This is a genomic window from Thauera butanivorans (genome assembly GCF_048398245.1).
GTDB lineage: Bacteria > Pseudomonadota > Gammaproteobacteria > Burkholderiales > Rhodocyclaceae > Thauera > Thauera butanivorans.
In genome coordinates, this window is record NZ_CP183038.1 from 3,194,813 (window position 1) to 3,216,827 (window position 22,015).

The window sequence follows — 22,015 nt, forward strand, 5'->3', positions numbered from 1 at the left end:
GGACACCAGGTCCGGCCGATCGCGAAAGCACTGCGGAGCTGCGCCTTCTTCTTTACGGGCTTCGTTGCGCCGGAACGGCGTGCAATGGGCACAAAAAAGGGCTGCACAGCGTGTGCAGCCCTTTTTTGACGACATGAGATGGCGGAGTGGACGGGACTCGAACCCGCGACCCCCGGCGTGACAGGCCGGTATTCTAACCGACTGAACTACCACTCCGCACTGACCTGCAACCGGCATTCCTGCCGGCCCTGCCTTCCAGCCACTCGGGCTGGAACGCCTTGTATGGCGTCCCCACGGGGATTCGAACCCCGGTTATCGCCGTGAAAGGGCGGTGTCCTAGGCCTCTAGACGATGGGGACTGCGGTGCTGCAAAACTACTCTACTTCGTTTGGTGGAGGTAAGCGGGATCGAACCGCTGACCTCTTGCATGCCATGCAAGCGCTCTCCCAGCTGAGCTATACCCCCACAACGAGCCGGCGATTATAGCAACCACTGGCGCTCTTCGCAAGATTTTCGGCCTTTGAAAACCTTGCTCGAGCATGGCCCGAATGAAACTGGCGGAGTGGACGGGACTCGAACCCGCGACCCCCGGCGTGACAGGCCGGTATTCTAACCGACTGAACTACCACTCCGCACTGACCTGCAACCGGCATTCCTGCCGGCCCTGCCTTCCAGCCACTCGGGCTGGAACGCCTTGTATGGCGTCCCCACGGGGATTCGAACCCCGGTTATCGCCGTGAAAGGGCGGTGTCCTAGGCCTCTAGACGATGGGGACTGCGGTGCTGCAAAACCACTCTACTTCGTTTGGTGGAGGTAAGCGGGATCGAACCGCTGACCTCTTGCATGCCATGCAAGCGCTCTCCCAGCTGAGCTATACCCCCGTCACCGAAGAGCGCGAATTATAGGATGCAGATTTCGGTCTGTAAACACCAATTTCAGCTTCAAGCCTTCTTTTCTTCAGGTGGCAGCACCTTTCCCGGATTCATCAAGCCACCCGGGTCGAAAGCCTGCTTGACCGCCCTCATCATGTCGATCTCCAGCGGCGCCTTGTAGCGCGGCAGCAGCTCGCGCTTGAGCTGCCCCAGTCCGTGTTCCGCCGAAATGGAGCCGCCGAGTTCGGCGACGAGATCGTGCACGATCCGGTTCGCTTCGGACGTCCGGGACATGAACTCCTGATTGTCGACCGCCTGGGGTTGCGACAGATTGTAGTGCAGGTTGCCGTCGCCGATATGGCCGAAAGCGACGATGCGCACATCGGGCCAGACGGCCTGCAGGGCGATGCGGGCGCGTTCGAGGAACGCCGGGATGCGGCTCACCGGCACGGAGACATCGTGCTTGATGCTGAAGCCTTCGATCCGCTGGGCCTCAGAGATGTTCTCGCGCAAGGCCCACAAGGCATGTGCCTGCGCGAGGCTGCCCGCGATCACGCCATCGATCGCCAACCCCCGTTCGACGGCCAGCGCAAGCGCCCGGGCGAGCAGCTCATCGAGGGGCACATCGGCACTGTCCGACAGTTCGAGCAGCACGCTCCACTCCACTTCGGACGGCAGCGGCGCCCGCGTGCCCGGGATATGCGCCAGCACCAGTTCGAGCGCGCTGCGGCCGACCAGTTCGAAAGCCGTCACCCGGTCGCCGCAGACATCACGCATCAAGCCGAGCAGGCCGACCGCCGCCTGCGGGTCCGGCGCCGCGATCCAGGCCGTCGAGCGGCTGCGTATCGCCGGAAAGAGCTTCAACACCGCGGCAGTGATCAGGCCCAGCGTCCCTTCCGCACCGACGAAGAGCTGCTTCAGATCGTAGCCGGTGTTGTCCTTGCGCAAGCCACGCAGACCATCCCAGATGCGACCATCGGGCAGCACGACCTCGAGCCCGAGCACGAGTTCACGCATGTTGCCGTAGCGCAGGACCTGCACGCCGCCGGCGTTGGTCGACAGATTGCCTCCGATCGTGCAGCTTCCCTCGGACGCGAGCGACAGCGGGAACAGCCGATCCGCTGCGGCGGCAGCCTGCTGCACGCTCATCAGGGTGCAGCCCGCCTCCACAGTGACGGTATCGTTGTCGGCATCGATGGCGCGGATGCGATCGAGCCGCCTCAGGCTCAGCACCACCGCACGCCCGTCGTTCAATGGCGTCGCGCCGCCGCACAAGCCGGTATTGCCGCCCTGCGGAACCATCGGCACGCACGCCGCGGCGCACAGGCGTACCACCGCGGCAAGCTCCTGCGTCGTCGCCGGCAGCACCACGGCACGTGCCGCACCCTTGTAGCGGCCACGCCAGTCGACGAGGCAGGCAGCGGTGTCTTCGGCATCGGTGAGCACATGGCGGTCGCCGACGATCCGCTGCAGTTCCTGAATGAACTCATCCATGCCCAAACTCCTGCTCAGCGTTCCGCGCGGACGAGGCTGCCGTCATCCGGCGGTGTTCAATCGGCGTCGCGGCCCAATACGTAGCGCAGCAGGGGCCGCATGCGCATCACTGCCGCTTCGCCTTCGGCCAGCGCTTCCGCTGCACGGTGGTAGTCCATCAGCCCGAGCTGGCCGACGCGCGGCGAGATCATGACGTCCGCCGGTTCCCCCGCCAGGCGGCTGCGCGCAATCCGCACCTGCATGATGTTGATGCTCGAACTGATGACCGATATCAGCGACGGCGCCGCTTCCTCGCCGCTGCCGTTACCATTGCCATTGCCGAAGCCGAATCGCGACAGCAGGCGTTCGCTCCAGCCCGCTTCGGTTTCTTCCGACGGTGCCGGCTCGATCGCGGCACGCTGGAAAGCACGGCCCACCATGTCCGAGCCGAGATCGACGGCGATCACGATGTCTGCCCCCATCGCCCGGCACAGCGACACCGGCACGGGATTGACCAGGCCGCCATCGACCAGCATGCGCCCTTCGTGCATCACCGGTGTCATCAATCCCGGCAAGGCGATCGAGGCGCGTACTGCCGCGGAAACGCTGCCTTCCTGCAGCCAGATTTCGCGCCCGCTCGTCAGCTCGGTGGCAACGCAGGCGAAGCGGGTTTCCAGATCGGAAAAATCACGGTCGACGAAGTTGCGCTCGAAGAAACCGATGAGCTTGTCGCCCTTGATCAGCCCGCCGCGCAGCGACACGTCGAGCAGGGAGACCACGTCCTGCCACTTGAGCGTTTCCGCCCATTGGGTGAGCTTGTCGAGATCGCCCGACGCTGCGGCAGCGCCGACGAAGGCGCCGATCGAGCAACCGCAGATGATCCGGGGCTGGACGCCCTCCTCCGCCAGCGCCCGCAGCACGCCGAGATGCGCCCATCCGCGCGCCGCGCCGCTGCCCAGCGCAAGGCCGATGACCGGCTCGTGCCGGTGGAGCGGCTTGACGCGCGGCTTGGCCGGCGCCCGCGGATCAGGCTCATCCATGGCGGATCATCCTGACGCCGGCCGCAACATCAGTCGAGCCGCTCAGCGTAGAGATCGTGGACATCGCAATCGGTGATCCGCACGCGGACGAAGTCGCCCGTCGCGAGGCCTTCGGCATCCGGGATGATCACCAGGCCGTCGATCTCGGGCGCATCCCCGGGCGACCTGGCCAGCGCACCTTCCTCGTCAATGTCGTCGACCAGCACCGTCATCTCGCGGCCGATCCGCGCTTCGAGGCGCTGGGTGGAGATGTCCTCCTGGAAGTCCATCAGGCGCGCCCGACGCTCCTCGCGCACCTCGTCCGGCACCGCGCCTTCCAGTTCATTGGCTGCCGCCCCTTCCACCGGGGAATAGGCGAAGGCACCGACGCGATCGAGCTGTGCTTCCTCGAGGAAGTTCAGCAGCATCTCGAAGTCTTCCTCGGTCTCGCCCGGGAAGCCGGTGATGAAGGTCGAGCGGATCGTCAGCTCCGGGCAGATGCTGCGCCATTTGCGCACGCGCTCGAGCACGTTCTCGGCATTGGCCGGGCGCTTCATCGCCTTCAGGATGCGCGGGCTGGCGTGCTGGAAGGGCACGTCGAGGTAAGGCAGGATCCTGCCTTCGGCCATCAGCGGAATCAGCTCGTCGACGCTCGGGTAGGGGTACACGTAGTGCATGCGGATCCAGATGCCGAGCTCGCCCAGTGCCCTGGCGAGATCGTAGAGCCTGGTCTTGAGCGGCTTGCCGCCCCAGAAGCCGGTGCGATACTTGACGTCGACGCCGTAGGCCGAGGTGTCCTGCGAGATCACCAGGATCTCCTTGACGCCGGCAGCGGCGAGCGCTTCGGCCTCGCGCATCACTTCATGGATCGGGCGGCTGACGAGATCGCCGCGCATCGACGGGATGATGCAGAAGGTGCAGCGGTGGTTGCAGCCTTCGGAAATCTTCAGGTAGGCGTAGTGCTGCGGCGTCAGGCGGATGCCTTGCGGCGGCACCAGATCGGTGAAGGGGTCGTGCGGCTTGGGCAGGTGCTTGTGTACCGCGTGCATGACCTCTTCGGTTGCATGCGGGCCGGTCACCGCCAGCACCTGGGGATGGGCGGCCAGCACCACATCGTCCTTCGCCCCCAGACAGCCGGTGACGATGACCTTGCCGTTCTCGTTCAGGGCTTCGCCGATGGCGTCGAGCGATTCCTCGACCGCAGCGTCGATGAAGCCACAGGTATTGACGACGACGAGATCGGCGTCGTCATAAGTGCCGGTGATCGCGTAGCCTTCGGCCCGCAGCCGGGTCAGGATGTGCTCGGAATCGACGGTCGCCTTCGGGCAGCCGAGGGATACGAAGCCGACACGCGGCAGGTCCGGGGTCTTGAAAATGGTCATGCTTGATTGGCCTGTCGGGGTCGGCGCGGCTGCCCGGGACGGCAAGCCTGCGCAGGCTTGTCTTTATCTGTTCGAGCCGCTCTTGTCGGAGGACGGCCGGGTGGCGGATGGGGTTTCGTCGCTCTGCACGCCGTAGTTCGGAAACTTGAAACCGGTGAACATGTTGCGCGTCTGGCTTTCGAGCTGTTCCTGCATCTGCTCGAACATCTTCTTGGACTGGTCGACGTAGGCACCCATCATGCTCTGCAGCGCCGGCCCCTGGAAGCTGAGGAACTGGGCCCAGAGATCCTGGCCGACGGGGCTGTTCTCGCCGTAGATGGAGCGTGCCTGCTCCTGCAGCTTGCCCTGCATGTCGGTGAAGGCCTTGATGTTGTTCTCGAGGTACTTCCCCATCATGCCCTGCATGGCGTTGCCATAGAAGCGGATCATGTGCGCCAGCAGGTCGCTGGTGAACATCGGCGCCCCGCCCGCCTCCTCTTCCAGAATGATCTGCAGCAGGATGCTGCGTGTCAGATCCTCGTTGGTCTTGGCGTCCACGACCAGGAACTCCTCGTGATTGAGGACGAGCTCCTTGACGTCGGCAAGCGTGATGTACGAACTGGTGCGGGTATCGTACAGACGGCGGTTCGGGTACTTCTTGATCAGGCGCGACTGCTCGGGCATTTCCCCATCTCCTCGGCGGTGGCCACTCCGCTCTTTGGTCTTGAATGTCTAATCTGATTATATCGCGCTGCGAAAACGGAACCCCGCCTTCCGACGGGGTTCCGTGATTTCGCGCATGGCACGGTGCAGCATCAGCACATGTGCAGGCCACCGTTGATGTTGATGGTGGCGCCGGTGATGTAGCCGGCCTTGTCGGACGCCAGGTAGGCGCACAGGTCGCCGATTTCGTCCGGACGGCCCAGGCGCTTCATCGGCACGGTGTCGATGATGCCCTGGCGGATGTCCTCGCGGATGGCCATCACCATGTCGGTACCGATGTAGCCCGGCGCGATCGCATTGACCGTCACGCCCTTGGTGGCCAGCTCGGCCGCCAGCGCCTTGGTGAAGCCCAGCACGCCGGCCTTGGCGGTGGAATAGTTGGTCTGGCCGGCCTGGCCCTTGACGCCATTGACCGACGAGATGTTGACGATGCGGCCCCAGCCGCGCTCGGCCATCTTGGCGGACACGTGGTGGGTGACGTTGAACAGGCTGTTGAGGTTGGTGTTGATCACCGCATCCCACTGGCTCTTCTCCATCTTCGGGAAGAACTTGTCGCGGGTGATGCCGGCGTTGTTGACCAGCACGTCGATCGGGCCGACTTCGGCTTCGATCTTGGCGACCATTCCGGCGCAGGATTCATAGTTGGAAACGTCGCCTTCCGCAGCGACGAAATCGAAGCCCAGGTCGCGCTGAGCAGCGAGCCAGGCTTCCTTCTGGTCGAAATTGGGCAGGCAGTTCGCGACGACCTTCATGCCTTCCTTGGCCAGCGATTGACAAATCGCGGTGCCGAGACCACCCATGGCGCCGGTGACGAGAGCGATTTTCTGCGACATCTTGAAATCCTTCTGGATCTGTTTGCGTGACCGAGAAACCATCACGAAACACGATCCGGACGGCCCCCCTCGGCGTTCTTGCGGCAGCGCATCAGCTGCTTTGCTCCTGCATTATATCTACTGCCGGCCATTTTTGCTGCAACGCAATACGCGGAGCAATGGGACACGCACCAAAAAAAGCGGCATGCCCCTTTCGGGGGCATGCCGCCTGTACGCACAGGGCCGCAGATGCGGATCAGAACATGTGCTGGCCGCCGTTGATGGAGATGTTGGCACCGGTCACGAACGCAGCCTCTTCCGAAGACAGGTAGGCGACCAGGCCGGCGATCTCTTCCGGTTTGCCCAGACGGGACACGGGAATCTGCGGCAGGATCTTCGAGTCGAGAATCTCCTGCGGAATCGCCATCACCATCTTGGTGCCGATGTAACCCGGCGAGATCGTGTTGACCGTCACGCCGTTGCGCGCCACTTCGAGTGCCAGCGCCTTGGTGAAGCCGTGCATGCCAGCCTTGGCAGCCGCATAGTTGGTCTGGCCGAAAGCGCCTTTCTGGCCATTGACCGACGACACGTTGATGACGCGGCCCCACTTGCGCTCGACCATGCCGTCCATGACCTGCTTGGTCATGTTGAACACCGAATCGAGGTTCGTGCTGATGACCGCATCCCAGTCGGCCTTGCTCATCTTCTTGAAGGTCATGTCGCGGGTGATGCCGGCATTGTTGACCAGCACATCCACCGGACCGACTTCCGCCGTCACCTGCTCGACGCAGGCCCTTGCGGAATCGAAATCCGCGACGTCACAAGGATAGGCCTTGAAGCCATAGCCCATGTTGTTCATCGTCTGCAGCCAATCGGCCGCCTTGCTGTTGCCAGGCGAATGCGTAGTAACGACCTTGTAGCCCAAAGCTGCGAGCTTGATGCAGATCGCCTCGCCCAGACCGCCCATGCCACCAGTGACCAGTGCAACTCTCGACATGAATTTCTCCTCTCCCTTGATGGGGTTTCTTATCGGGGCGGGTGGAACATGGACCGGGCAGCGCCCTCCCCACTCACTGCGGTCCCGTTGATCGATCAGCCTTCCGCCGCTCAGGCGCGCTCCTTCACGTAGCGTCCCGGCGCGGGTTCGATCGGCTCGTACTTGGTGCTGCCCAGGCGGCCACGCGCGGCGACCTGCTTGCCGCCATGCTGCCTCAGCCATTCGATCCAGTGCAACCACCAGCTGCCCTTCTGCTCGCCGGCCTGCTCCAGCCACTCGTCCGGATCGGTCGGGCGGGCATCGGAAGTCCAGTAGCTGCGGCGGTTCTTGGAGGCCGGATTGATCGCGCCGGCGATGTGGCCGCTGGCCCCGAGCACGTAGGTGGTATCGCCGCCGAGCAGGTTGCGCGCCAGATAGGCGCTCTTCCACGGCACGATGTGATCCTCGCGCGCGGCCATCAGATAGGCCGGCATGTCCACCTTCGCGAGATCGATCTTCTCGCCCAGCATCTTGAGCTTGCCGGGCACGCGCAGGTTGTTCTCGAGATACATGTTGCGCAGGTACCAGGCCAGGAAGGGGCCGGGCAGATTGGTCGAATCGGAATTCCAGTACAGCAGGTCGAAAGCCTGAGGCGTCTTGCCCTTCAGGTAGTTGCCGACGACATACTGCCAGATCAGGTCGTTCGCGCGCAGCGACGAGAACACGTTGGCCAGTTCCTGGCCGCGCAGCACTCCGCCCTTGCCGATCGTCGCTTCGCGAGCCGTGACGCTCGCTTCATCGACCAGGCAGCCGATCTCGCCGGCATCGGCGAAATCGAGCAGGGTCGTCATCAAGGTCAGGCTGGCGACCGGCTCTTCCCCCCTGGCACGCGCAACCGCCAGCGCCGAGGTGAGCAAGGTGCCACCGACGCAGAACCCGAGCACGTTCGGCTTCTTGACCCGCGTCACCGCACGCACCACCTCGAGCGCCGTCAGCGGCCCCTTGTCGAGGTAGTCGTCCCAGGTATGATGGCCGCCGGACTCCGGACGCGGATTCTTCCACGACACCAGGAACACCGTGAAACCCTGCTCGATGATGAAGCGCACCAGCGAGTTCTCCGGCTGGAGATCCATGATGTAGAACTTGTTGATACACGGCGGGATGATCAGCAGCGGCACCTGCGCGACCTTCTCGGTCAGCGGAGCGTACTGGATCAGCTGCATCAACTCGTTTTCGAAGATCACCGCTCCGGGCGTCAGCGCAAGATTGCGCCCGACCTCGAAGGCGGCATCGTCGGTCATCGAGATGCGGCCTTTCTCGAGATCGCCGAGCATGTTGCGAACGCCTTGCGCGATGCTCTCGCCCTTGGTCTCGATCGCGGTCTTGATGAACTCGGGGTTGGTCGCGGCGAAATTGGTCGGCGCCAGCGCCTCGATGTACTGGCGGGTCAGGAACTGGATGCGCGACTTCGCGCGCCCGTCCGCGATCGGCAGCGCCTCGGCCATCTCCTTGAGGAAACCGGCGTTCAGCAGATAGGCCTGGCGGACGTAATCGAAAACCGGGCTCTCGGACCATTCCGGCGCGGTGAAGCGGCGATCGCCCGGTTCGGGCTGCACCACCGGCGTGGCTTCTCCGCCAGGCTTGCGCGCAAGCATCGACGACCACAGCGCCACATGCTTCTCGGCGAACGCCTGCTGCATGCGCGCCATTTCAGCGGACTCCGGCATCGGCAGCTTGGGTACTGCGACACCCGAAGAATCCTGCATCGCAACCTGCTGGCGCGCCAGCGCATCGAAGAAGTTCTGCGCCATGGCCTGGCCAGCGGCCAGCATCGCCTGCATGCCTGCCGTCGACTGACTGCCTGCGGAATCCGACATTCTCATCTCCTCTATCCACGGGCAACAGCATGCCTGCGCCCGGGTTTGCCTTGTTGTCAGCGCCCGACTACCCCGGCCGGACCGGGCTGTAGAATGGCGCCATGTACCTTATCGCAATCGCCTGGCTTTATGTCGCGCTGCTGGCAAGCATTACCGAAAACACGGTCGTGGGGGGCGTGTTGACCTTCATTTTTTTCGGTCTTGCTCCAATGGCGTTGTTCTTCTGGCTGTTCGGAACGCCGACGCGGCGGCGCCGCCAGCGCGAGCGGGAATCGAGAGGGCTCAACGATAGAGCCGAATCGGACGCCGATCAATAGCCTGCACGCTTTTCGCACTCGCACCGTTCTTCCCTTCCCCGCGAGGCAACCTGCGCCGCCGGCTCCAGCCAGACGATGGAGGCAAAACGCCCGGTGCGCCGGTCCCGGCGGTATGAGTAGAAACGTTCGGCGTCCTTCACCGTGCACACGCCGCCGCCTTCGATGCGCCCGACGCCCGCCGCCTGCAGGCGTCTGCGCGCCAGCATGAACAGGTCCGCCAGCCACTTCCCCGGCGCCGGCGTCGGCACGAAGGCCCGCCCAGCACCCGGATCCGCGGCGACGAAGACCTCACGCACTTCGTCGCCGACCTCGAAGCTGCCGGGCCCGATCGCCGGTCCCAGCCACGCCCGCAGGCGAGCGGGCGGAACCGCCATCTTCGCGATCGTGGCCTCGAGCACGCCGCCCGCCAGGCCTCGCCAGCCTGCGTGGGCTGCCGCCACCACCGAACCGTCGTCGTCGCAGAACAGCACCGGCAGGCAGTCGGCCGTCATGACGACGCAAACCCGCCCCGGCTCGCGCGCCACCGCCGCATCGGCGGCCGGCACACCCGCCACCGGCATGTCCGCGTCGGCCACCGCGCAACCATGCACCTGCGACAGCCATAAGGGCTCGGCCGGCAGCAATTCCCTCAGCATCGCCCGATTGCGCGCAACCGCCTGCGGCTCGTCGCCGACATGCTCGCCGAGGTTGAAGCCGTCATATGGCGGCCGACTGCAGCCACCGAGGCGTGTGGTCAGCAAGGCCCGCACGTTCGCCGGCGTGGTCCAGTCGGGCCGGATCACGCCGGCGACGGTTCCGTCCGATGCGCTGCTCATGTCCCTGCCCTCACGCGCTGCAGCAGCGCGGCGAAATCGGCTGCCATCGGCACTTCCCACTGCATGAACTCGCCGCTGGCCGGATGCAACAGGCCGAGCCGGAAGGCATGCAGGGCCTGGCGGGCAAAACCTTCACATGCCGGGTCGGGCAAGCGCCGCCCCCCATAGACCGGATCGCCCACCAGCGCGTGGCCGATGTGTGCCATATGAACCCGGATCTGGTGCGTGCGCCCCGTTTCGAGCCGGCACTCCACCAAGGTCGTTTTCGCGAAACGCTCGGCCACCACGTAATGGGTCAGCGCCGGGCGTCCGTTGCCGACCACCGCCATGCGCGTCCGCTGAGCGGGATGTCGCCCGATCGGCGCGTCGACGCTCCCTCCGGAACGCAACACCCCCTGCACCAAGGCCCAGTAATGCCGCTTCACCGTACGTGCCTGCAACTGGCGGACCAGATCGGTCTGGGCCTGCAGCGTCTTCGCCACCACCAGCAAGCCACTGGTGTCCTTGTCCAGCCGATGCACGATGCCGGCGCGCGGCACCTCCGCCACCGCCGGGGCATGATGCAGCAAGGCGTTGAGCAGGGTTCCGCTCCAGTTGCCGCTGCCCGGATGCACCACCAGCCCGGCAGGCTTGTCGATCACCAGCAGGTGCGCGTCTTCGAACACCACCTGCAGCGGAATGTCCTCGGGCTGTTCGCTCCCCGGTGCCGGAGCGGGCGCGGGGTCGAGTTCGACGCACTCGCCGCCATGCACCTTGCTGCGTGCATCGGGCGACGCACCATCGACACGGATGCGCCCCTCCTTCAGCCAGGCCTGCAGGCGGCTGCGGGAATGCTCGGGGAAAAGCCGGGCGAGCGCCTGGTCCAGCCGCAGCCCCGCCAGGTCGACAGGAATCGTCTGCACCGCGAACGGGCTCGACTCGTCCGCTGCTATATAATCGACGCGTTCATTCACGCGAGTTTTTTCGATGGCCAGGTTCACCCTTGGAAGTGTAGCGGGAAAAGCGGCGCTGATCGGCGCGCTGATGCTCGGCGGCTGCGGTCTGCTGCCCGAGCAGATCGACGAGACGACCGGCTGGAACGCACAGCGGCTCTATTCCGAAGCCAAGACCTCGATGTCCGAGGGCGCCTACGATCGCGCCATCCAGATGTTCGAAAAACTCGAAGCGCGCTATCCCTATGGCCGTTACGCACAGCAGGCCCAGATCGAAGTCGCCTACGCGTATTACAAGCAGGGCGAGCAGGCACTGGCACTGGCCGCGGCGGACCGCTTCATCAAGCTTCACCCCAACCACCCCAACGTGGACTATGTCTACTACCTGAAGGGCCTGGTTAATTTCAACGAAGACCTCGGCCTGCTCGCCGGCCTGTCGCGCCAGGATCTGTCCGAACGCGATCCCAAGGGCGCGCACGAAGCCTTCGAGAGCTTCCGCGACCTCGTCACCCGCTTCCCGGAAAGCCGCTATGCGGACGACTCCCGGGCGCGCATGCAGTACCTGATCAATTCGCTCGCGGCACACGAAGTCCACGTCGCGCGCTACTACTACAACCGTGGCGCCTACGTCGCCGCGATCAACCGCGCCCAGACGGCGGTGGCCAATTTCCCGCAGGCGCCCGTCAACGAAGAAGCGCTGTTCCTGCTGGTCAAGAGCTACGATGCGCTCGGCATGACCCAGCTGCGTGACGACGCCGACCGGGTGATGCGCACCAACTTCCCCGACAGCGTCTATTTCTCCGGCGGCCCCGAGAGCGACAAGCCGTGGTGGCAGCTCTGGTGAGCCCTGCGGCCGGCTGAAGGCCAGCAGCGCTGCTGCGGCTGGCCGCCGTTTCTTTCAGCTCAGCGCAGCAGCTCCGGCGGAATGGCGCACACCGGAATCGGATTGATCTTGTGCTGCATGGCACGGTGCAGGCGGTGGTAAATCTCGAACACTTCCCGTTCGCGGCCGTCGAAATCCTCGGCGCGGTGCTTGTCGTACACCGACATCGCCCATTCCAGCTCGGGGTAGCTGGCGCCCATCTGCTCTTCGTCGGTCCTGTCGGTATCCCACAAGCCGTCGGTCGGCGGCGCCTCCTGGATGCTCTGCGGTACGTCCAGCGCCCTGGCCAGTTCATAGACCTGGGTCTTGAGCAAATCGGCGATCGGGCTGATATCCACGCCGCCATCACCATACTTGGTGAAGAAGCCGACGCCGAAATCCTCCACCTTGTTGCCGGTGCCGGCCACCAGCAAACCATGCTGCTGGGCGTGGTAATACAGCGCGATCATGCGCAGCCGGCTGCGGGCGTTGGCCAGCGCCAGATGCGTATGCGGCTGGCTCTCATCGTCGATGCCGACGGCGCGGACGAAGGCATCGAACGTGGCACTCAGGTCGACCCACTGCTCTTCCACATTGCTGAAACGCTCTCTCAGTTGGCCGATGTGTTCCTGGGCACGACTGACCTGGTCCGGCTTCTGGCGAATCGGCATTTCCAGCACCAGTGTCTGCAGCCCGGTCCTCGCGGCCAGCGTGGAAACCACAGCGGAATCGATGCCGCCGGACACGCCCACCACGAAGCCGTTCACACCGGCCTTTACAGCGTAGTCCCTCAGCCACCGGACGATATGGTCGATGACAGCCGTCGTCTGCATGATTCATCCCCGTCGATAGGATTGTGCACGGCAGCAATATACTGCCACTCCCGGCCGCCTGGAAAGCACGAATCCGCTTCCGGCACCCGCCAGGCAGGACGGAGGGCCGGATGGGCAGCAGAAGAGCGCCACGCTCCACCGCTGCGAAGACCGCAGCCCCTGCGGGGGCGCTTTTTGCCTTGGGACGGCGGCGCACAAAAAAGAGCGGCCCGAAGGCCGCTCAAGCTGCTGTCTGCATCCGTGGCGCCAGACGGCACCTCGACACAGTGAAACTCATTCGGTAAACGGCAGGGGCTGCATACCGAAACCTTCGTCCAGATCGCGAATCTGCAACAGGAGCCCGTCCAGCTCGTTCTGCAGGCGCTGCAGTTCTTCTTCATCGAGCAGGCGAAGCCCTTCGACCAGCACCCCTCTCGCCGGTGACGGCGCCCGCCCGAGCATGGCCTCGCCCTCGTCGGTCAGGTACAGCCTCACCACGCGCTGGTCGGCGCTGGTGCGCTCCTTGCGGATCAGGCCGCTGGTTTCGAGGCGATCCACCATGTTGGACGCGGTCGACTGATGCAGCGCCATCCGCTTGGCCAGTTCCCCAACGCGCAAACCCGGCGATTCGATCAGTTCCTGCAAGACCCACAATTGCGCCCCGGTCACTCCGCTCTGGCGCTCGATCCACTGGGAATGCCGCTGGGCGGTGCGGATGAGAACCCTGAAACGCTGAAGAACCGACAGCGGGGTCGCGGGCTTCCTTGTCTTGTGTTGCTGCGTTTCCGCCATTTGAATCTTGCTCCAACTATATTTGCCTGAATCAGTATTGTCAAAACTACTTCGCGACCACTCGCGCCTCGCATGGTAGCGATATCGTCCGCCTTCCGCAGGCGAGGATGTCGCATCTCCACACACATGCCCATTTCGGCTCGCCTGAAGCTCGCCGTCGCGCCGACGCGCATGGCCCGGGGTAAACGATGAGCGGGGCGGCTGCATGACGCAGCCGCCCCGCTCATCGTCGATATCAGCGTGGCTTGTTCCAGCCGGGAAAACCGATCAGCGGATACCCGCGCGCTGGATCAGCGCCTGCAGCTCGCCGACGATGCCGCGGCGGAACAGCAGCACGCAGACGACGAAGATCACACCCATGATGACGGTCACCCACGAGCCCACCGAATCGGCCAGCTCGGTCTGCAGCGAGACGATGGTGGCCGCGCCGACCAAGGGGCCCAGGATGGTGCCCAGGCCGCCGAGCAGGGTCATCAGCACCACCTCACCCGACATGTGCCAATGCACGTCGGTCAGCGACGCGAGCTGGAACACCAGGGTCTTGGTCGCGCCGGCCAGGCCGGCGAGCGAGGCCGACAGCACGAAGGCCAGCAGCTTGAACTTGGCCACGTCGTAGCCGAGCGACACCGCGCGCGGCTCGTTCTCGCGGATCGCCTTCAGGATCTGGCCGAAGGGCGAATGGATGGCGCGGTAGATGATCGCGAAGCCGATGCAGAACACCGCAAACACGAAGTAATACATGGCGATGTTGTTCGACAGGTCGATGATGCCGAACAGGTGGCCGCGCGGCACGCCCTGCAGGCCGTCCTCGCCGCCGGTCGCCTTCCACTGCAGCACGAAGAAATACACCATCTGCGACAGCGCCAGCGTGATCATGGCGAAATAGATGCCGGTGCGCCGGATCGCCAGCACGCCGAACACCCAGCCCAGTGCTCCTGCCGCCAGCGTGCCGCCGATGACGCCGACTTCCGGCGTCACACCGAGGTCGCGCACCAGCATGCCGCAGATGTAGCCCGCGCTGCCAAGAAAGGCCGCGTGGCCGAAGGACAGCAGGCCGACGAAGCCCAGCAGCAGGTTGAACGCGCAGGCGAACAGGCCGAAGCAGAGGATCTTCATCAGGAAGGTCGGATACATCGCGAACGGCGCAACCAGCCCGATCACGAACAGCACGCCGAACAGCAACGGCGTGGCGCGGGCGAACATCGAGTTCGTGTTGTTCATCTGTCTCTTTTCCCCTGTCTCTTTCCCTGTTCGCTCAAGCCTTGCCGAACAGGCCGGCCGGCCGCACCAGCAGCACGATCACCATGATCACGAACACCACCACCGCCGAGGCCTCGGGGTAGAACACCCGCGTCAGGCCTTCGATCAGGCCGAGGCCGAGGCCGGTCAGGATCGACCCCATGATCGAGCCCATGCCGCCGATCACCACCACGGCGAAGACGACGATGATCAGGTTCGCGCCCATCAGCGGATTCACCTGATAGACCGGCGCCGCCAGCACGCCGGCAAATGCCGCCAGCGCGACGCCGAAGCCGTAGGTGAAGGTGATCAGCAGCGGCACGTTGATGCCGAGCGCCTGCACGATCTGCGGGTTCTCGGTACCGGCGCGCAGGTAGGCGCCGAGCTTGGTCTTCTCGATGACGAACCAGGTGCCGAAGCACACCGTCAGCGCCGCCACCACGACCCAGCCGCGATAGATCGGCAGGAACATGAAGCCGAGGTTGATGCCCCCTTGCAGCAGTTCAGGCACCGGATAGGACTGGCCGGAGATGCCGTACTGGTCGCGGAACAGGCCTTCGAAGATCAGCGCCAGGCCGAAGGTCAGCAACAGGCCGTAGAGATGGTCCAGCTTGTACAGCTTGCGCAGCATCGTGCGCTCGATCACCACGCCCAGGGCGCCGATGATGATCGGCGACAGCAACAGCGCCACCCAGTAATTGACGCCGAACTTGGTCAGCGCGATCCAGGCGACGAACGCCCCCATCATGTACTGCGCGCCGTGGGCGAAGTTGATGATGTTGAGCAGGCCGAAGATGATCGCCAGGCCGAGGCTGAGGATGGCGTAGAACGAGCCGTTGATCAGCCCGACGAGCAACTGGCTGCCGAGCAGCGCGCTGGGGACACCGAATATTTCCATACGAGACTCCCGCACCGGAACGGCCAAGCCGTTCCGGTGCGCAGCGAAGTGCGGTTCTTTCCGCGATCAGATCACTTCTTAACCAGCGGGCAGACCGATTCGGACAAGGGCAGGAAGGCTTCCTCGGCCGGAATCGTCGCGCGGATGTGGTAGTAGTCCCACGGCCCCTTCGACTCGTCCGGCGTCTTGACCTGCGCCAGATACATGTCATGCACCATGCGGCCATCCTCGCGGATGCGGCCGTTCTTGGCGAAGAAATCGTTGATCGGCGTCTTCTTCATCTGCTCCATCACCTTGCCCGCGTCGTCCGAGCCGACGGCATTGACCGCGCGCAGGTAGTGCAGCACCGACGAGTACTGGCCCGCCTGCACCATCGTCGGCATCTTCTTGTGCTTGTCGAAGAAGCGCTTCGACCAGGCCCGGGTGTCATCGTCGAAATCCCAGTAGAAGCCGGTGGTCAGGTACATGGTCTGGGCGTTCTGCAAACCCAGCGAATGCACGTCGGAGATGAACATCAGCAGCCCGGCCAGTTGCTGCTTCGGCGTGATGCCGAATTCGGCGGCCTGCTTGATCGCATTGGTGGTGTCGGCACCGGCGTTGGCGAGGCCGATGATCTGCGCGCCCGAAGCCTGCGCCTGCAGCAGGAAAGACGAGAAATCCGACGCCGGGAAGGGATGGCGCACCGAACCCAGCACCTTGCCGCCGTTGGCGACGACGACTGCCGACGAATCCTTTTCCAGCGACTGGCCGAAGGCGTAGTCGGCGGTCAGGAAGAACCAGTTCTTGCCGCCCTGCTGCGTCACCGCCTTGGCCGTACCGTTGGCCAGCGAATAGGTGTCGTAGGTGTAATGCACGGTGCGGTCGTTGCACTGCTCGTTGGTGATCGGCGTGGACGCCGGGCCGCTCATCAGCGCGATGCGGTCCATTTCCTTGGCGATCTTCATCACAGCCAGCGCAGTGGAAGTCGTCACCAGCTCGGTCACGGTGTCGACGCCGTCGCGCTCGAACCACTGGCGCGCCCTGTTCGATGCGATGTCGGCCTTGTTCTGGTGGTCGGCGGACACCATCTCGACCTTGAACGCCGGCTTGGCCTCGGCGATGAAGTCGTCGATCGCCATCTGGGTGGCGAGCACCGCGCCCGGCCCGGCCACGTCGGAGTAAGTGCCCGACATGTCGGTCAGCACGGCGATCTTCACCGTGTTGCCGGAAATCTGCGCACTCGCGGCACCGGACAGCGTTGCAAAGGCGGCCGCGCAGGCCAGGGTCGTCAGCTTCTTCATCTGCATCATGATCTCCCGTCTCTTCCTTCTCGGTTGTGATACGCAGGGCTGTGCGGCATCCCGCTCAGACCCCAAGCGTCTGGTGCAGCCAGTCCATGCGGCCAGGCAGTTCCTCGGCGCTGATGGTGGCGATGATTTCCCCGTGCTCGAGCACGTAGTGGCGGTCGGCCAGCGGCGCGGCGAAGCGGAAGTTCTGCTCGACCAGCACGATGGTGAAGCCACGGGACTTCAGCTCGACGATGACTTCGCCCAGCTTCTTGACGATGACCGGCGCCAACCCTTCGGTGATCTCGTCGAGCAGCAGCAACTTGGCCCCGGTGCGCAGCACCCGCGCCATCGCCAGCATCTGCTGCTCGCCGCCCGACAGCTTGGTGCCCGGGCTGTTGCGGCGCTCGAGCAGGTTGGGGAACATGCTGTAGATCTCGTCCACCGACATGCCGCCGCTGGCCACCTGCGGCGGCAGCATCAGGTTTTCCTCGCACGACAGCGAAGAAAAGATCGCCCGCTCCTCGGGCACGTAGCCGACGCCGTAGCGCGCCATGCGATGCGTCGGCTCGGCAATGACTTCCTTGCCATTGACCATGATCGAGCCGCTGCGGCGTCCGACCAGGCCGAGGATGGACTTCAGCGTTGTCGACCGGCCCGAGCCGTTGCGCCCGAGCAGGGTCACGCATTCGCCGCGCGCCACCTGCAGGTCGATGCCGTGCAGGATGTGCGATTCGCCGTAGAAGGCATGCAGATCGTGAATCCGCAGCATTTCGGGGTGGGGATGGAAAGCGCTGGTCATGTCTGCGTTCGCAACGGATCAGTGGTGGGCGTCGTTGATGTCGTCGGAGCCGACGTAGGCTTCGAGCACCTTCGGGTTCTTCGACACCTCGGCATAAGGCCCTTCGGCCAGGATGCTGCCGCGGGTGAGCACGGTGATGCGGTCACACAGGTTGGCGACCACCGACAGGTTGTGCTCCACCATCAGGATGGTCCGGTTGGCCGACACCTTGCGGATCAGCTCCACCACGCGCGCGATGTCCTCGCTGCCCATGCCCTGGGTGGGTTCGTCGAGCAGCATCATCTTGGGCTCGAGCGCCAGCGTGGTGGCGATCTCCAGCGCACGCTTGCGGCCGTAGGGCATCTCGGCCGTGACCGTGTCGGCGAAGCCGGCGAGGTCGACCGATTCGAGCAGTTCCATCGCCCGATCGTCGAGCACGCTGAGCGACTTCTTCGAACGCCAGAAGTGGAACTCGGTGCCCAGCGAGCGCTGCAGGCCGATGCGCACGTTCTCGAGCACCGTCAGGTTGGGGAAGGTCGCCGAGATCTGGAACGAGCGCACCATGCCGCGCCGGGCGGTGGCGACCGGCGCCTCGCGGGTGATGTCCTGGCCCTCGAAGCGGATGGTGCCCGAAGTCGGCGGCAGGAACTTGGTCAGCAGATTGAAGACCGTGGTCTTGCCCGCGCCATTGGGGCCGATCAAGGCGTGGATATGTCCCTTCTGCACTTTCAGGTCGACATTCGACACGGCGACGAAGCCCTTGAACTCCTTCGTCAGACCGCTCGTTTCGAGGATGAACTCGCTCATGTTCCGTTCCGGAAGGCTGCCGCCGCGGGTGTCGCGGAGGCGTGATGGTTCTTGCGCATCAGCTTATATCTTTTTTTTATAGTCCGGCAATTTTCCGTCAGCCATCGTTCCGGACAAGCATCGTTTACCCCGATTGCGCACCTCCCGCACCGGACTGCAGCGCCTCCCTGGACGGTCTGAACAGATCAGTCCCTGTTTATCGTTTCCCGATTTTTGTCCGTCGGCCGCCACCGTCGAAACAGGGCTCCACAAAAGCAACGCGCCTTGCTGACGATGAACATCAGCAAGGCGCCATGGTTTCGAGCATCGCAGCCCGAACGCGCGTCAGTAGCGCTCCGGCACATACATGTCGTCGGGCACGGGATTGCGGATGTAGTCGGGGTTATAGACGCGCGGCGGCAGCCTGACCTCGGGATACGGGATGGCCTCGTAGGGAATCTGCCCCAGCAGATGGCTGATGCAGTTCAGCCGCGCCTTCTTCTTGTCCACCGCCTGCACCACCCACCACGGCGCCTCGGGGATGTGGGTGCGTTCCAGCATGACCTCCTTGGCCTTGGTGTAGGCCTCCCAGCGGCGGCGCGACTCCACGTCCATCGGGCTCAGCTTCCACTGCTTCAGCGGGTCGTGGATGCGGGCGAGGAAGCGCGCTTCCTGCTCGTCGTCGGTGATCGAGAACCAGTACTTGATCAGGCGGATGCCCGAGCGTACCAGCATGCGCTCGAACTCCGGCACCGAACGGAAGAACTCCTCGTACTGATCCTCGTCGCAGAAACCCATCACCCTCTCGACGCCGGCACGGTTGTACCAGCTGCGGTCGAACAGCACGATCTCGCCGCCCGCAGGCAAGTGCGTCACGTAGCGCTGGAAATACCATTGCGTGCGCTCGCGGTCGTTGGGCGCGGGCAGCGCGGCAACCCGGCACACGCGCGGATTCAGGCGCTGGGTGATGCGCTTGATGACGCCGCCCTTGCCGGCCGAATCGCGGCCTTCGAAGATCACGACCACCTTTTCCCCGCTGCGCTGCACCCAGTCCTGCAGCTTGACCAATTCGCCCTGCAGACGCAGCAACTCACGAAAATAGGTCCGCCGGCCCAACTCGCCCTCGGGCGCATCGTCGTCGATGCCCAGGGCTTCGAGCACGCTGGCGTCACCCAGGCGCATGTCGTCGATTTCCTGCTCGAGTTCCTCGTCGTAGCTGTCGATGACGTCGAGCCCGATGCTGCGAAGGACTTGTTCGTTGCGGTTGAAATCGCTGCGGTCTTCCATGGCTGGCCAAAGTGTCCGTTTACGGGAAGACATCAGGCTACAAGCCGATTGTGTCGGTTGTGTGACGTAGCCCCGTCTGCCCTACCGCCAGAACCCCCGTAAAATCAGCAGCAAGAAAACCCTTACTCCGGCCCATGCCCATCAAATACGTAGCCGGAATGCTCAAGACACCCGAAACCGCATGAACCACCAAACCCTGTCATCCTTCATCTGGTCCGTCGCCGACCTGCTGCGCGGCGACTACAAGCAAAGCGAATACGGCCGCGTCATCCTACCCTTCACCGTGCTGCGGCGGCTGGACTGCGTGCTCGAAGCCACCAAACCCGCGGTACTGGCCGAGTTCGCGGCCAAGATCCGTGCCGGCCTGAACCCCGACCCCTTCCTGCTACGCAAGGCGGGCCAGAGCTTTTACAACACCTCGCCGCTGGATCTGGGCAAACTGCTCGGCGACCAAGACCACATCCGCCAGAATCTCTACGCCTCTATATCCAGACCTTCTCGCCGGCGGCACGCGACATCTCCGAGCGCTTCGACTTCCACACCCAGGTCGAGCGCCTGGCCAAGGCCAACCTGCTCTACCTCGTCACCGAGAAGTTCGCCAACATCGACCTCCACCCCGAAGTGGTCGACAACGCCAGCATGGGCCTGGTGTTCGAGGAACTGATCCGCAAGTTCGCCGAAATCTCCAACGAAACCGCCTGCGAGCATTTAACCCCCCGCGAAGTCATCCGCTTGATGGTGAACCTGCTGTTCATCGAGGACGACGACGTGCTCACCCCCGGCAACGCCGTGGTGCGCACCATCTACGACCCCACCGCGGGCACCGGCGGCATGCTGTCGGTAGCCAGCGAACATTTGCAGCAGCACAACCCGCAGGCGCGGCTGACGATGTACGGGCAGGAACTCAACGATGAGTCCTACGCCATCTGCAAGGCCGACATGCTGATCAAGGGCCAGGACGTGGCCAACATCGTCGCCGGCAATACCCTCAGCGACGACGGCCACGCCCGGCGCAAATTCGACTACATGCTGTCCAACCCGCCCTTCGGCGTGGAATGGAAGAAAGTCGAGAAAGCCGTGCGCCAGGAACACGAGCAGAAAGGCTTCGACGGCCGCTTCGGCCCTGGCCTGCCGCGTGTGTCCGACGGCTCGATGCTGTTCCTGATGCACCTGCTGTCCAAGATGCGTCCGGCGCAGGACGGCGGCAGCCGCTTCGGCATCGTGCTCAACGGTTCGCCGCTATTCACCGGCGGCGCCGGCAGCGGCGAAAGCGAAATCCGCCGCTACGTGCTGGAAAACGACCTGGTGGAAGCCATCATCGGCCTGCCCACCGACATGTTCTACAACACCGGCATCGCCACCTACGTCTGGATTCTGTCCAACAGGAAACCCGCAGCCCGCAGGGGCTACGTCCAGCTCATCGACGCCAGCGGCTTCTGGCAGAAGATGCGCAAGAGCCTCGGCTCCAAGCGCAAGGAAATGAGCGACGCGCATATTGCCACCGTGACGCGGCTGTTCGGCGACTTCACCGAAGCCGAATGGATCACCGTATTCGACGCCGCCGGCCAGCCTGTGGGCGAACCCCGGCTCGTCACCGAGTCCGACACCCCACCAACCGCCCCCGAAGGCGGCCGGCTCAAGCGCGTGCCGGTCGCACGCATCTTCCGCAACGAGGAATTCGGCTACACCACCCTCACCGTCGAACGCCCGCTGCGTGACGAAGCCGGCAACGCGGTGCTGGGCCTCAAGGGCAAGCAGAAAGGCAAACCCCAGCCCGACAGCGCCCTGCGCGACACCGAGAACGTGCCGCTGACCGAAGACATCGGCGAATACTTCCGCCGCGAAGTGCTGCCGCACGCGCCCGACGCCTGGATCGACGAAGACAAGAGCAAGGTCGGCTACGAGATCCCGTTCAACCGCCACTTCTACGTCTTCGAGCCGCCGCGCAGCCTGCATGCGATCGACGAGGACCTGAAGGCTGTGTCGGCCAACATCATGCGGATGCTGGGGGAGTTGGCGGAATGAGCAAGACCATCATCCCCACCGGCCATCGAAATACGGATGAATTCGTCTCGCGGAACGGTACGGCCGTTCGAGCAAGGAGATTGCCTTCAGG

At 64.2% G+C, this 22,015-nt stretch carries 21 protein-coding genes and 6 tRNA genes; 4 read left to right on the top strand and 23 right to left on the bottom strand.

Going from position 1 to position 22,015, the window contains the following annotated elements; genetic code table 11:
* Positions 1–139: 139 nt before the first annotated feature.
* The 13 genes from ACNQFN_RS15500 to ACNQFN_RS15560 form a co-directional block, all read right to left on the bottom strand.
* Positions 140–216: transfer RNA gene (locus ACNQFN_RS15500), tRNA-Asp, on the bottom strand.
* Between the two features lie 67 nt (positions 217–283).
* A tRNA-Glu gene (locus ACNQFN_RS15505) sits at positions 284–359 on the bottom strand.
* Between the two features lie 30 nt (positions 360–389).
* Positions 390–465: transfer RNA gene (locus ACNQFN_RS15510), tRNA-Ala, on the bottom strand.
* Positions 466–555: 90 nt separating this feature from the next.
* Positions 556–632, bottom strand: a tRNA-Asp gene (locus ACNQFN_RS15515).
* 67 nt (positions 633–699) lie between these two features.
* A tRNA-Glu gene (locus tag ACNQFN_RS15520) sits at positions 700–775 on the bottom strand.
* A gap of 30 nt (positions 776–805) precedes the next feature.
* Positions 806–881 (bottom strand) — tRNA-Ala (locus ACNQFN_RS15525).
* Positions 882–941: 60 nt separating this feature from the next.
* Positions 942–2,366: an FAD-binding oxidoreductase gene (locus ACNQFN_RS15530; protein WP_418646920.1), complete on the bottom strand. Its 1,425-nt coding sequence runs from the start codon at positions 2,364–2,366 to the stop codon at positions 942–944.
* A gap of 56 nt (positions 2,367–2,422) precedes the next feature.
* Positions 2,423–3,385, bottom strand: coding sequence for a patatin-like phospholipase RssA (gene rssA / locus ACNQFN_RS15535; RefSeq protein ID WP_068637013.1), 963 nt, complete (start codon positions 3,383–3,385; stop codon positions 2,423–2,425).
* A gap of 29 nt (positions 3,386–3,414) precedes the next feature.
* Positions 3,415–4,746: a 30S ribosomal protein S12 methylthiotransferase RimO gene (rimO, locus tag ACNQFN_RS15540; RefSeq protein WP_068637012.1), complete on the bottom strand. Its 1,332-nt coding sequence runs from the start codon at positions 4,744–4,746 to the stop codon at positions 3,415–3,417.
* A 63-nt stretch (positions 4,747–4,809) separates the two neighbouring features.
* Positions 4,810–5,409 carry a polyhydroxyalkanoate synthesis repressor PhaR gene (gene phaR, locus ACNQFN_RS15545; RefSeq protein ID WP_068637011.1) on the bottom strand — a complete coding sequence of 200 codons (600 nt, stop codon included), beginning with the start codon at positions 5,407–5,409 and terminating at the stop codon, positions 4,810–4,812.
* A 131-nt stretch (positions 5,410–5,540) separates the two neighbouring features.
* Positions 5,541–6,281, bottom strand: a complete 741-nt coding sequence (locus ACNQFN_RS15550) for a beta-ketoacyl-ACP reductase (protein ID WP_068637010.1) — start codon at positions 6,279–6,281, stop codon at positions 5,541–5,543.
* 235 nt (positions 6,282–6,516) lie between these two features.
* Positions 6,517–7,257 carry an acetoacetyl-CoA reductase gene (gene phbB, locus ACNQFN_RS15555; protein WP_068637009.1) on the bottom strand — a complete coding sequence of 247 codons (741 nt, stop codon included), beginning with the start codon at positions 7,255–7,257 and terminating at the stop codon, positions 6,517–6,519.
* Positions 7,258–7,367: 110 nt separating this feature from the next.
* A complete protein-coding gene (locus ACNQFN_RS15560) occupies positions 7,368–9,113 on the bottom strand; it encodes a PHA/PHB synthase family protein (RefSeq protein ID WP_418646921.1) in 1,746 nt (581 codons plus the stop codon).
* A 101-nt stretch (positions 9,114–9,214) separates the two neighbouring features.
* On the opposite strand from ACNQFN_RS15560, the gene ACNQFN_RS15565 reads away from it, so the two are divergent.
* Positions 9,215–9,430, top strand: a complete 216-nt coding sequence (locus tag ACNQFN_RS15565) for a hypothetical protein (protein ID WP_068637007.1) — start codon at positions 9,215–9,217, stop codon at positions 9,428–9,430.
* Here ACNQFN_RS15565 and pgeF read toward each other — a convergent pair.
* Positions 9,424–10,245, bottom strand: coding sequence for a peptidoglycan editing factor PgeF (gene pgeF, locus ACNQFN_RS15570; RefSeq protein ID WP_418646922.1), 822 nt, complete (start codon positions 10,243–10,245; stop codon positions 9,424–9,426). The genes ACNQFN_RS15565 and pgeF overlap by 7 nt on opposite strands.
* Positions 10,242–11,198, bottom strand: coding sequence for a 23S rRNA pseudouridine(1911/1915/1917) synthase RluD (gene rluD, locus ACNQFN_RS15575; protein ID WP_418646923.1), 957 nt, complete (start codon positions 11,196–11,198; stop codon positions 10,242–10,244). Before rluD ends, pgeF begins: the two co-directional genes overlap by 4 nt.
* A gap of 13 nt (positions 11,199–11,211) precedes the next feature.
* Between rluD and ACNQFN_RS15580 the strand changes: the two genes are divergently transcribed.
* Positions 11,212–12,021, top strand: a complete 810-nt coding sequence (locus ACNQFN_RS15580) for an outer membrane protein assembly factor BamD (RefSeq protein ID WP_068637005.1) — start codon at positions 11,212–11,214, stop codon at positions 12,019–12,021.
* 59 nt (positions 12,022–12,080) lie between these two features.
* Here the strand turns inward: ACNQFN_RS15580 and nadE are convergent, their stop codons facing one another.
* From nadE to ppk2, 8 genes are all read right to left on the bottom strand, one after another.
* Positions 12,081–12,872 (bottom strand): NAD(+) synthase, encoded by a 792-nt coding sequence (gene nadE / locus ACNQFN_RS15585; RefSeq protein WP_068637004.1) that lies wholly within the window; start codon positions 12,870–12,872, stop codon positions 12,081–12,083.
* 273 nt (positions 12,873–13,145) lie between these two features.
* Complete coding sequence (locus tag ACNQFN_RS15590; protein WP_068639594.1) at positions 13,146–13,643, bottom strand: MarR family winged helix-turn-helix transcriptional regulator; 498 nt, start codon at positions 13,641–13,643, stop codon at positions 13,146–13,148.
* Positions 13,644–13,910: 267 nt separating this feature from the next.
* Positions 13,911–14,864: a branched-chain amino acid ABC transporter permease gene (locus tag ACNQFN_RS15595; protein ID WP_068639595.1), complete on the bottom strand. Its 954-nt coding sequence runs from the start codon at positions 14,862–14,864 to the stop codon at positions 13,911–13,913.
* 34 nt (positions 14,865–14,898) lie between these two features.
* Positions 14,899–15,780 (bottom strand): branched-chain amino acid ABC transporter permease, encoded by an 882-nt coding sequence (locus ACNQFN_RS15600; RefSeq protein WP_068639596.1) that lies wholly within the window; start codon positions 15,778–15,780, stop codon positions 14,899–14,901.
* A gap of 71 nt (positions 15,781–15,851) precedes the next feature.
* Positions 15,852–17,066: an ABC transporter substrate-binding protein gene (locus tag ACNQFN_RS15605; protein ID WP_068639601.1), complete on the bottom strand. Its 1,215-nt coding sequence runs from the start codon at positions 17,064–17,066 to the stop codon at positions 15,852–15,854.
* Between the two features lie 58 nt (positions 17,067–17,124).
* Positions 17,125–17,847: an ABC transporter ATP-binding protein gene (locus ACNQFN_RS15610; protein ID WP_068639597.1), complete on the bottom strand. Its 723-nt coding sequence runs from the start codon at positions 17,845–17,847 to the stop codon at positions 17,125–17,127.
* Positions 17,848–17,865: 18 nt separating this feature from the next.
* The gene (locus ACNQFN_RS15615) at positions 17,866–18,633 is read right to left on the bottom strand and encodes an ABC transporter ATP-binding protein (RefSeq protein ID WP_068639598.1); all 768 of its coding nucleotides are present in this window, start codon (positions 18,631–18,633) and stop codon (positions 17,866–17,868) included.
* A gap of 324 nt (positions 18,634–18,957) precedes the next feature.
* A complete protein-coding gene (ppk2, locus tag ACNQFN_RS15620; RefSeq protein ID WP_418646924.1) occupies positions 18,958–19,899 on the bottom strand; it encodes a polyphosphate kinase 2 in 942 nt (313 codons plus the stop codon).
* Positions 19,900–20,080: 181 nt separating this feature from the next.
* Between ppk2 and ACNQFN_RS15625 the strand changes: the two genes are divergently transcribed.
* Both ACNQFN_RS15625 and ACNQFN_RS15630 read left to right on the top strand, forming a co-directional pair.
* Positions 20,081–20,563 (top strand): type I restriction-modification system subunit M N-terminal domain-containing protein, encoded by a 483-nt coding sequence (locus ACNQFN_RS15625; protein WP_217999678.1) that lies wholly within the window; start codon positions 20,081–20,083, stop codon positions 20,561–20,563.
* Positions 20,521–21,924: an HsdM family class I SAM-dependent methyltransferase gene (locus tag ACNQFN_RS15630; RefSeq protein WP_418646925.1), complete on the top strand. Its 1,404-nt coding sequence runs from the start codon at positions 20,521–20,523 to the stop codon at positions 21,922–21,924. Before ACNQFN_RS15625 ends, ACNQFN_RS15630 begins: the two co-directional genes overlap by 43 nt.
* The last annotated feature ends 91 nt before the right edge of the window (positions 21,925–22,015 follow it).

Excerpts from the sequence above, each read along its gene's own strand:
- ACNQFN_RS15530 (WP_418646920.1), bottom strand. The coding sequence starts at position 2,366 with ATGGATGAGTTCATTCAGGAACTGCAGCGGATCGTCGGCGACCGCCAT.
- rssA (WP_068637013.1), bottom strand. The coding sequence starts at position 3,385 with ATGGATGAGCCTGATCCGCGGGCGCCGGCCAAGCCGCGCGTCAAGCCG.
- rimO (WP_068637012.1), bottom strand. The coding sequence starts at position 4,746 with ATGACCATTTTCAAGACCCCGGACCTGCCGCGTGTCGGCTTCGTATCC.
- phaR (WP_068637011.1), bottom strand. The coding sequence starts at position 5,409 with ATGCCCGAGCAGTCGCGCCTGATCAAGAAGTACCCGAACCGCCGTCTG.
- ACNQFN_RS15550 (WP_068637010.1), bottom strand. The coding sequence starts at position 6,281 with ATGTCGCAGAAAATCGCTCTCGTCACCGGCGCCATGGGTGGTCTCGGC.
- phbB (WP_068637009.1), bottom strand. The coding sequence starts at position 7,257 with ATGTCGAGAGTTGCACTGGTCACTGGTGGCATGGGCGGTCTGGGCGAG.
- ACNQFN_RS15560 (WP_418646921.1), bottom strand. The coding sequence starts at position 9,113 with ATGTCGGATTCCGCAGGCAGTCAGTCGACGGCAGGCATGCAGGCGATG.
- ACNQFN_RS15565 (WP_068637007.1), top strand. The coding sequence starts at position 9,215 with ATGTACCTTATCGCAATCGCCTGGCTTTATGTCGCGCTGCTGGCAAGC.
- pgeF (WP_418646922.1), bottom strand. The coding sequence starts at position 10,245 with ATGAGCAGCGCATCGGACGGAACCGTCGCCGGCGTGATCCGGCCCGAC.
- ACNQFN_RS15580 (WP_068637005.1), top strand. The coding sequence starts at position 11,212 with ATGGCCAGGTTCACCCTTGGAAGTGTAGCGGGAAAAGCGGCGCTGATC.
- nadE (WP_068637004.1), bottom strand. The coding sequence starts at position 12,872 with ATGCAGACGACGGCTGTCATCGACCATATCGTCCGGTGGCTGAGGGAC.
- ACNQFN_RS15590 (WP_068639594.1), bottom strand. The coding sequence starts at position 13,643 with ATGGCGGAAACGCAGCAACACAAGACAAGGAAGCCCGCGACCCCGCTG.
- ACNQFN_RS15595 (WP_068639595.1), bottom strand. The coding sequence starts at position 14,864 with ATGAACAACACGAACTCGATGTTCGCCCGCGCCACGCCGTTGCTGTTC.
- ACNQFN_RS15600 (WP_068639596.1), bottom strand. The coding sequence starts at position 15,780 with ATGGAAATATTCGGTGTCCCCAGCGCGCTGCTCGGCAGCCAGTTGCTC.
- ACNQFN_RS15605 (WP_068639601.1), bottom strand. The coding sequence starts at position 17,066 with ATGCAGATGAAGAAGCTGACGACCCTGGCCTGCGCGGCCGCCTTTGCA.
- ACNQFN_RS15610 (WP_068639597.1), bottom strand. The coding sequence starts at position 17,847 with ATGACCAGCGCTTTCCATCCCCACCCCGAAATGCTGCGGATTCACGAT.
- ACNQFN_RS15615 (WP_068639598.1), bottom strand. The coding sequence starts at position 18,633 with ATGAGCGAGTTCATCCTCGAAACGAGCGGTCTGACGAAGGAGTTCAAG.
- ppk2 (WP_418646924.1), bottom strand. The coding sequence starts at position 19,899 with ATGGAAGACCGCAGCGATTTCAACCGCAACGAACAAGTCCTTCGCAGC.
- ACNQFN_RS15625 (WP_217999678.1), top strand. The coding sequence starts at position 20,081 with ATGAACCACCAAACCCTGTCATCCTTCATCTGGTCCGTCGCCGACCTG.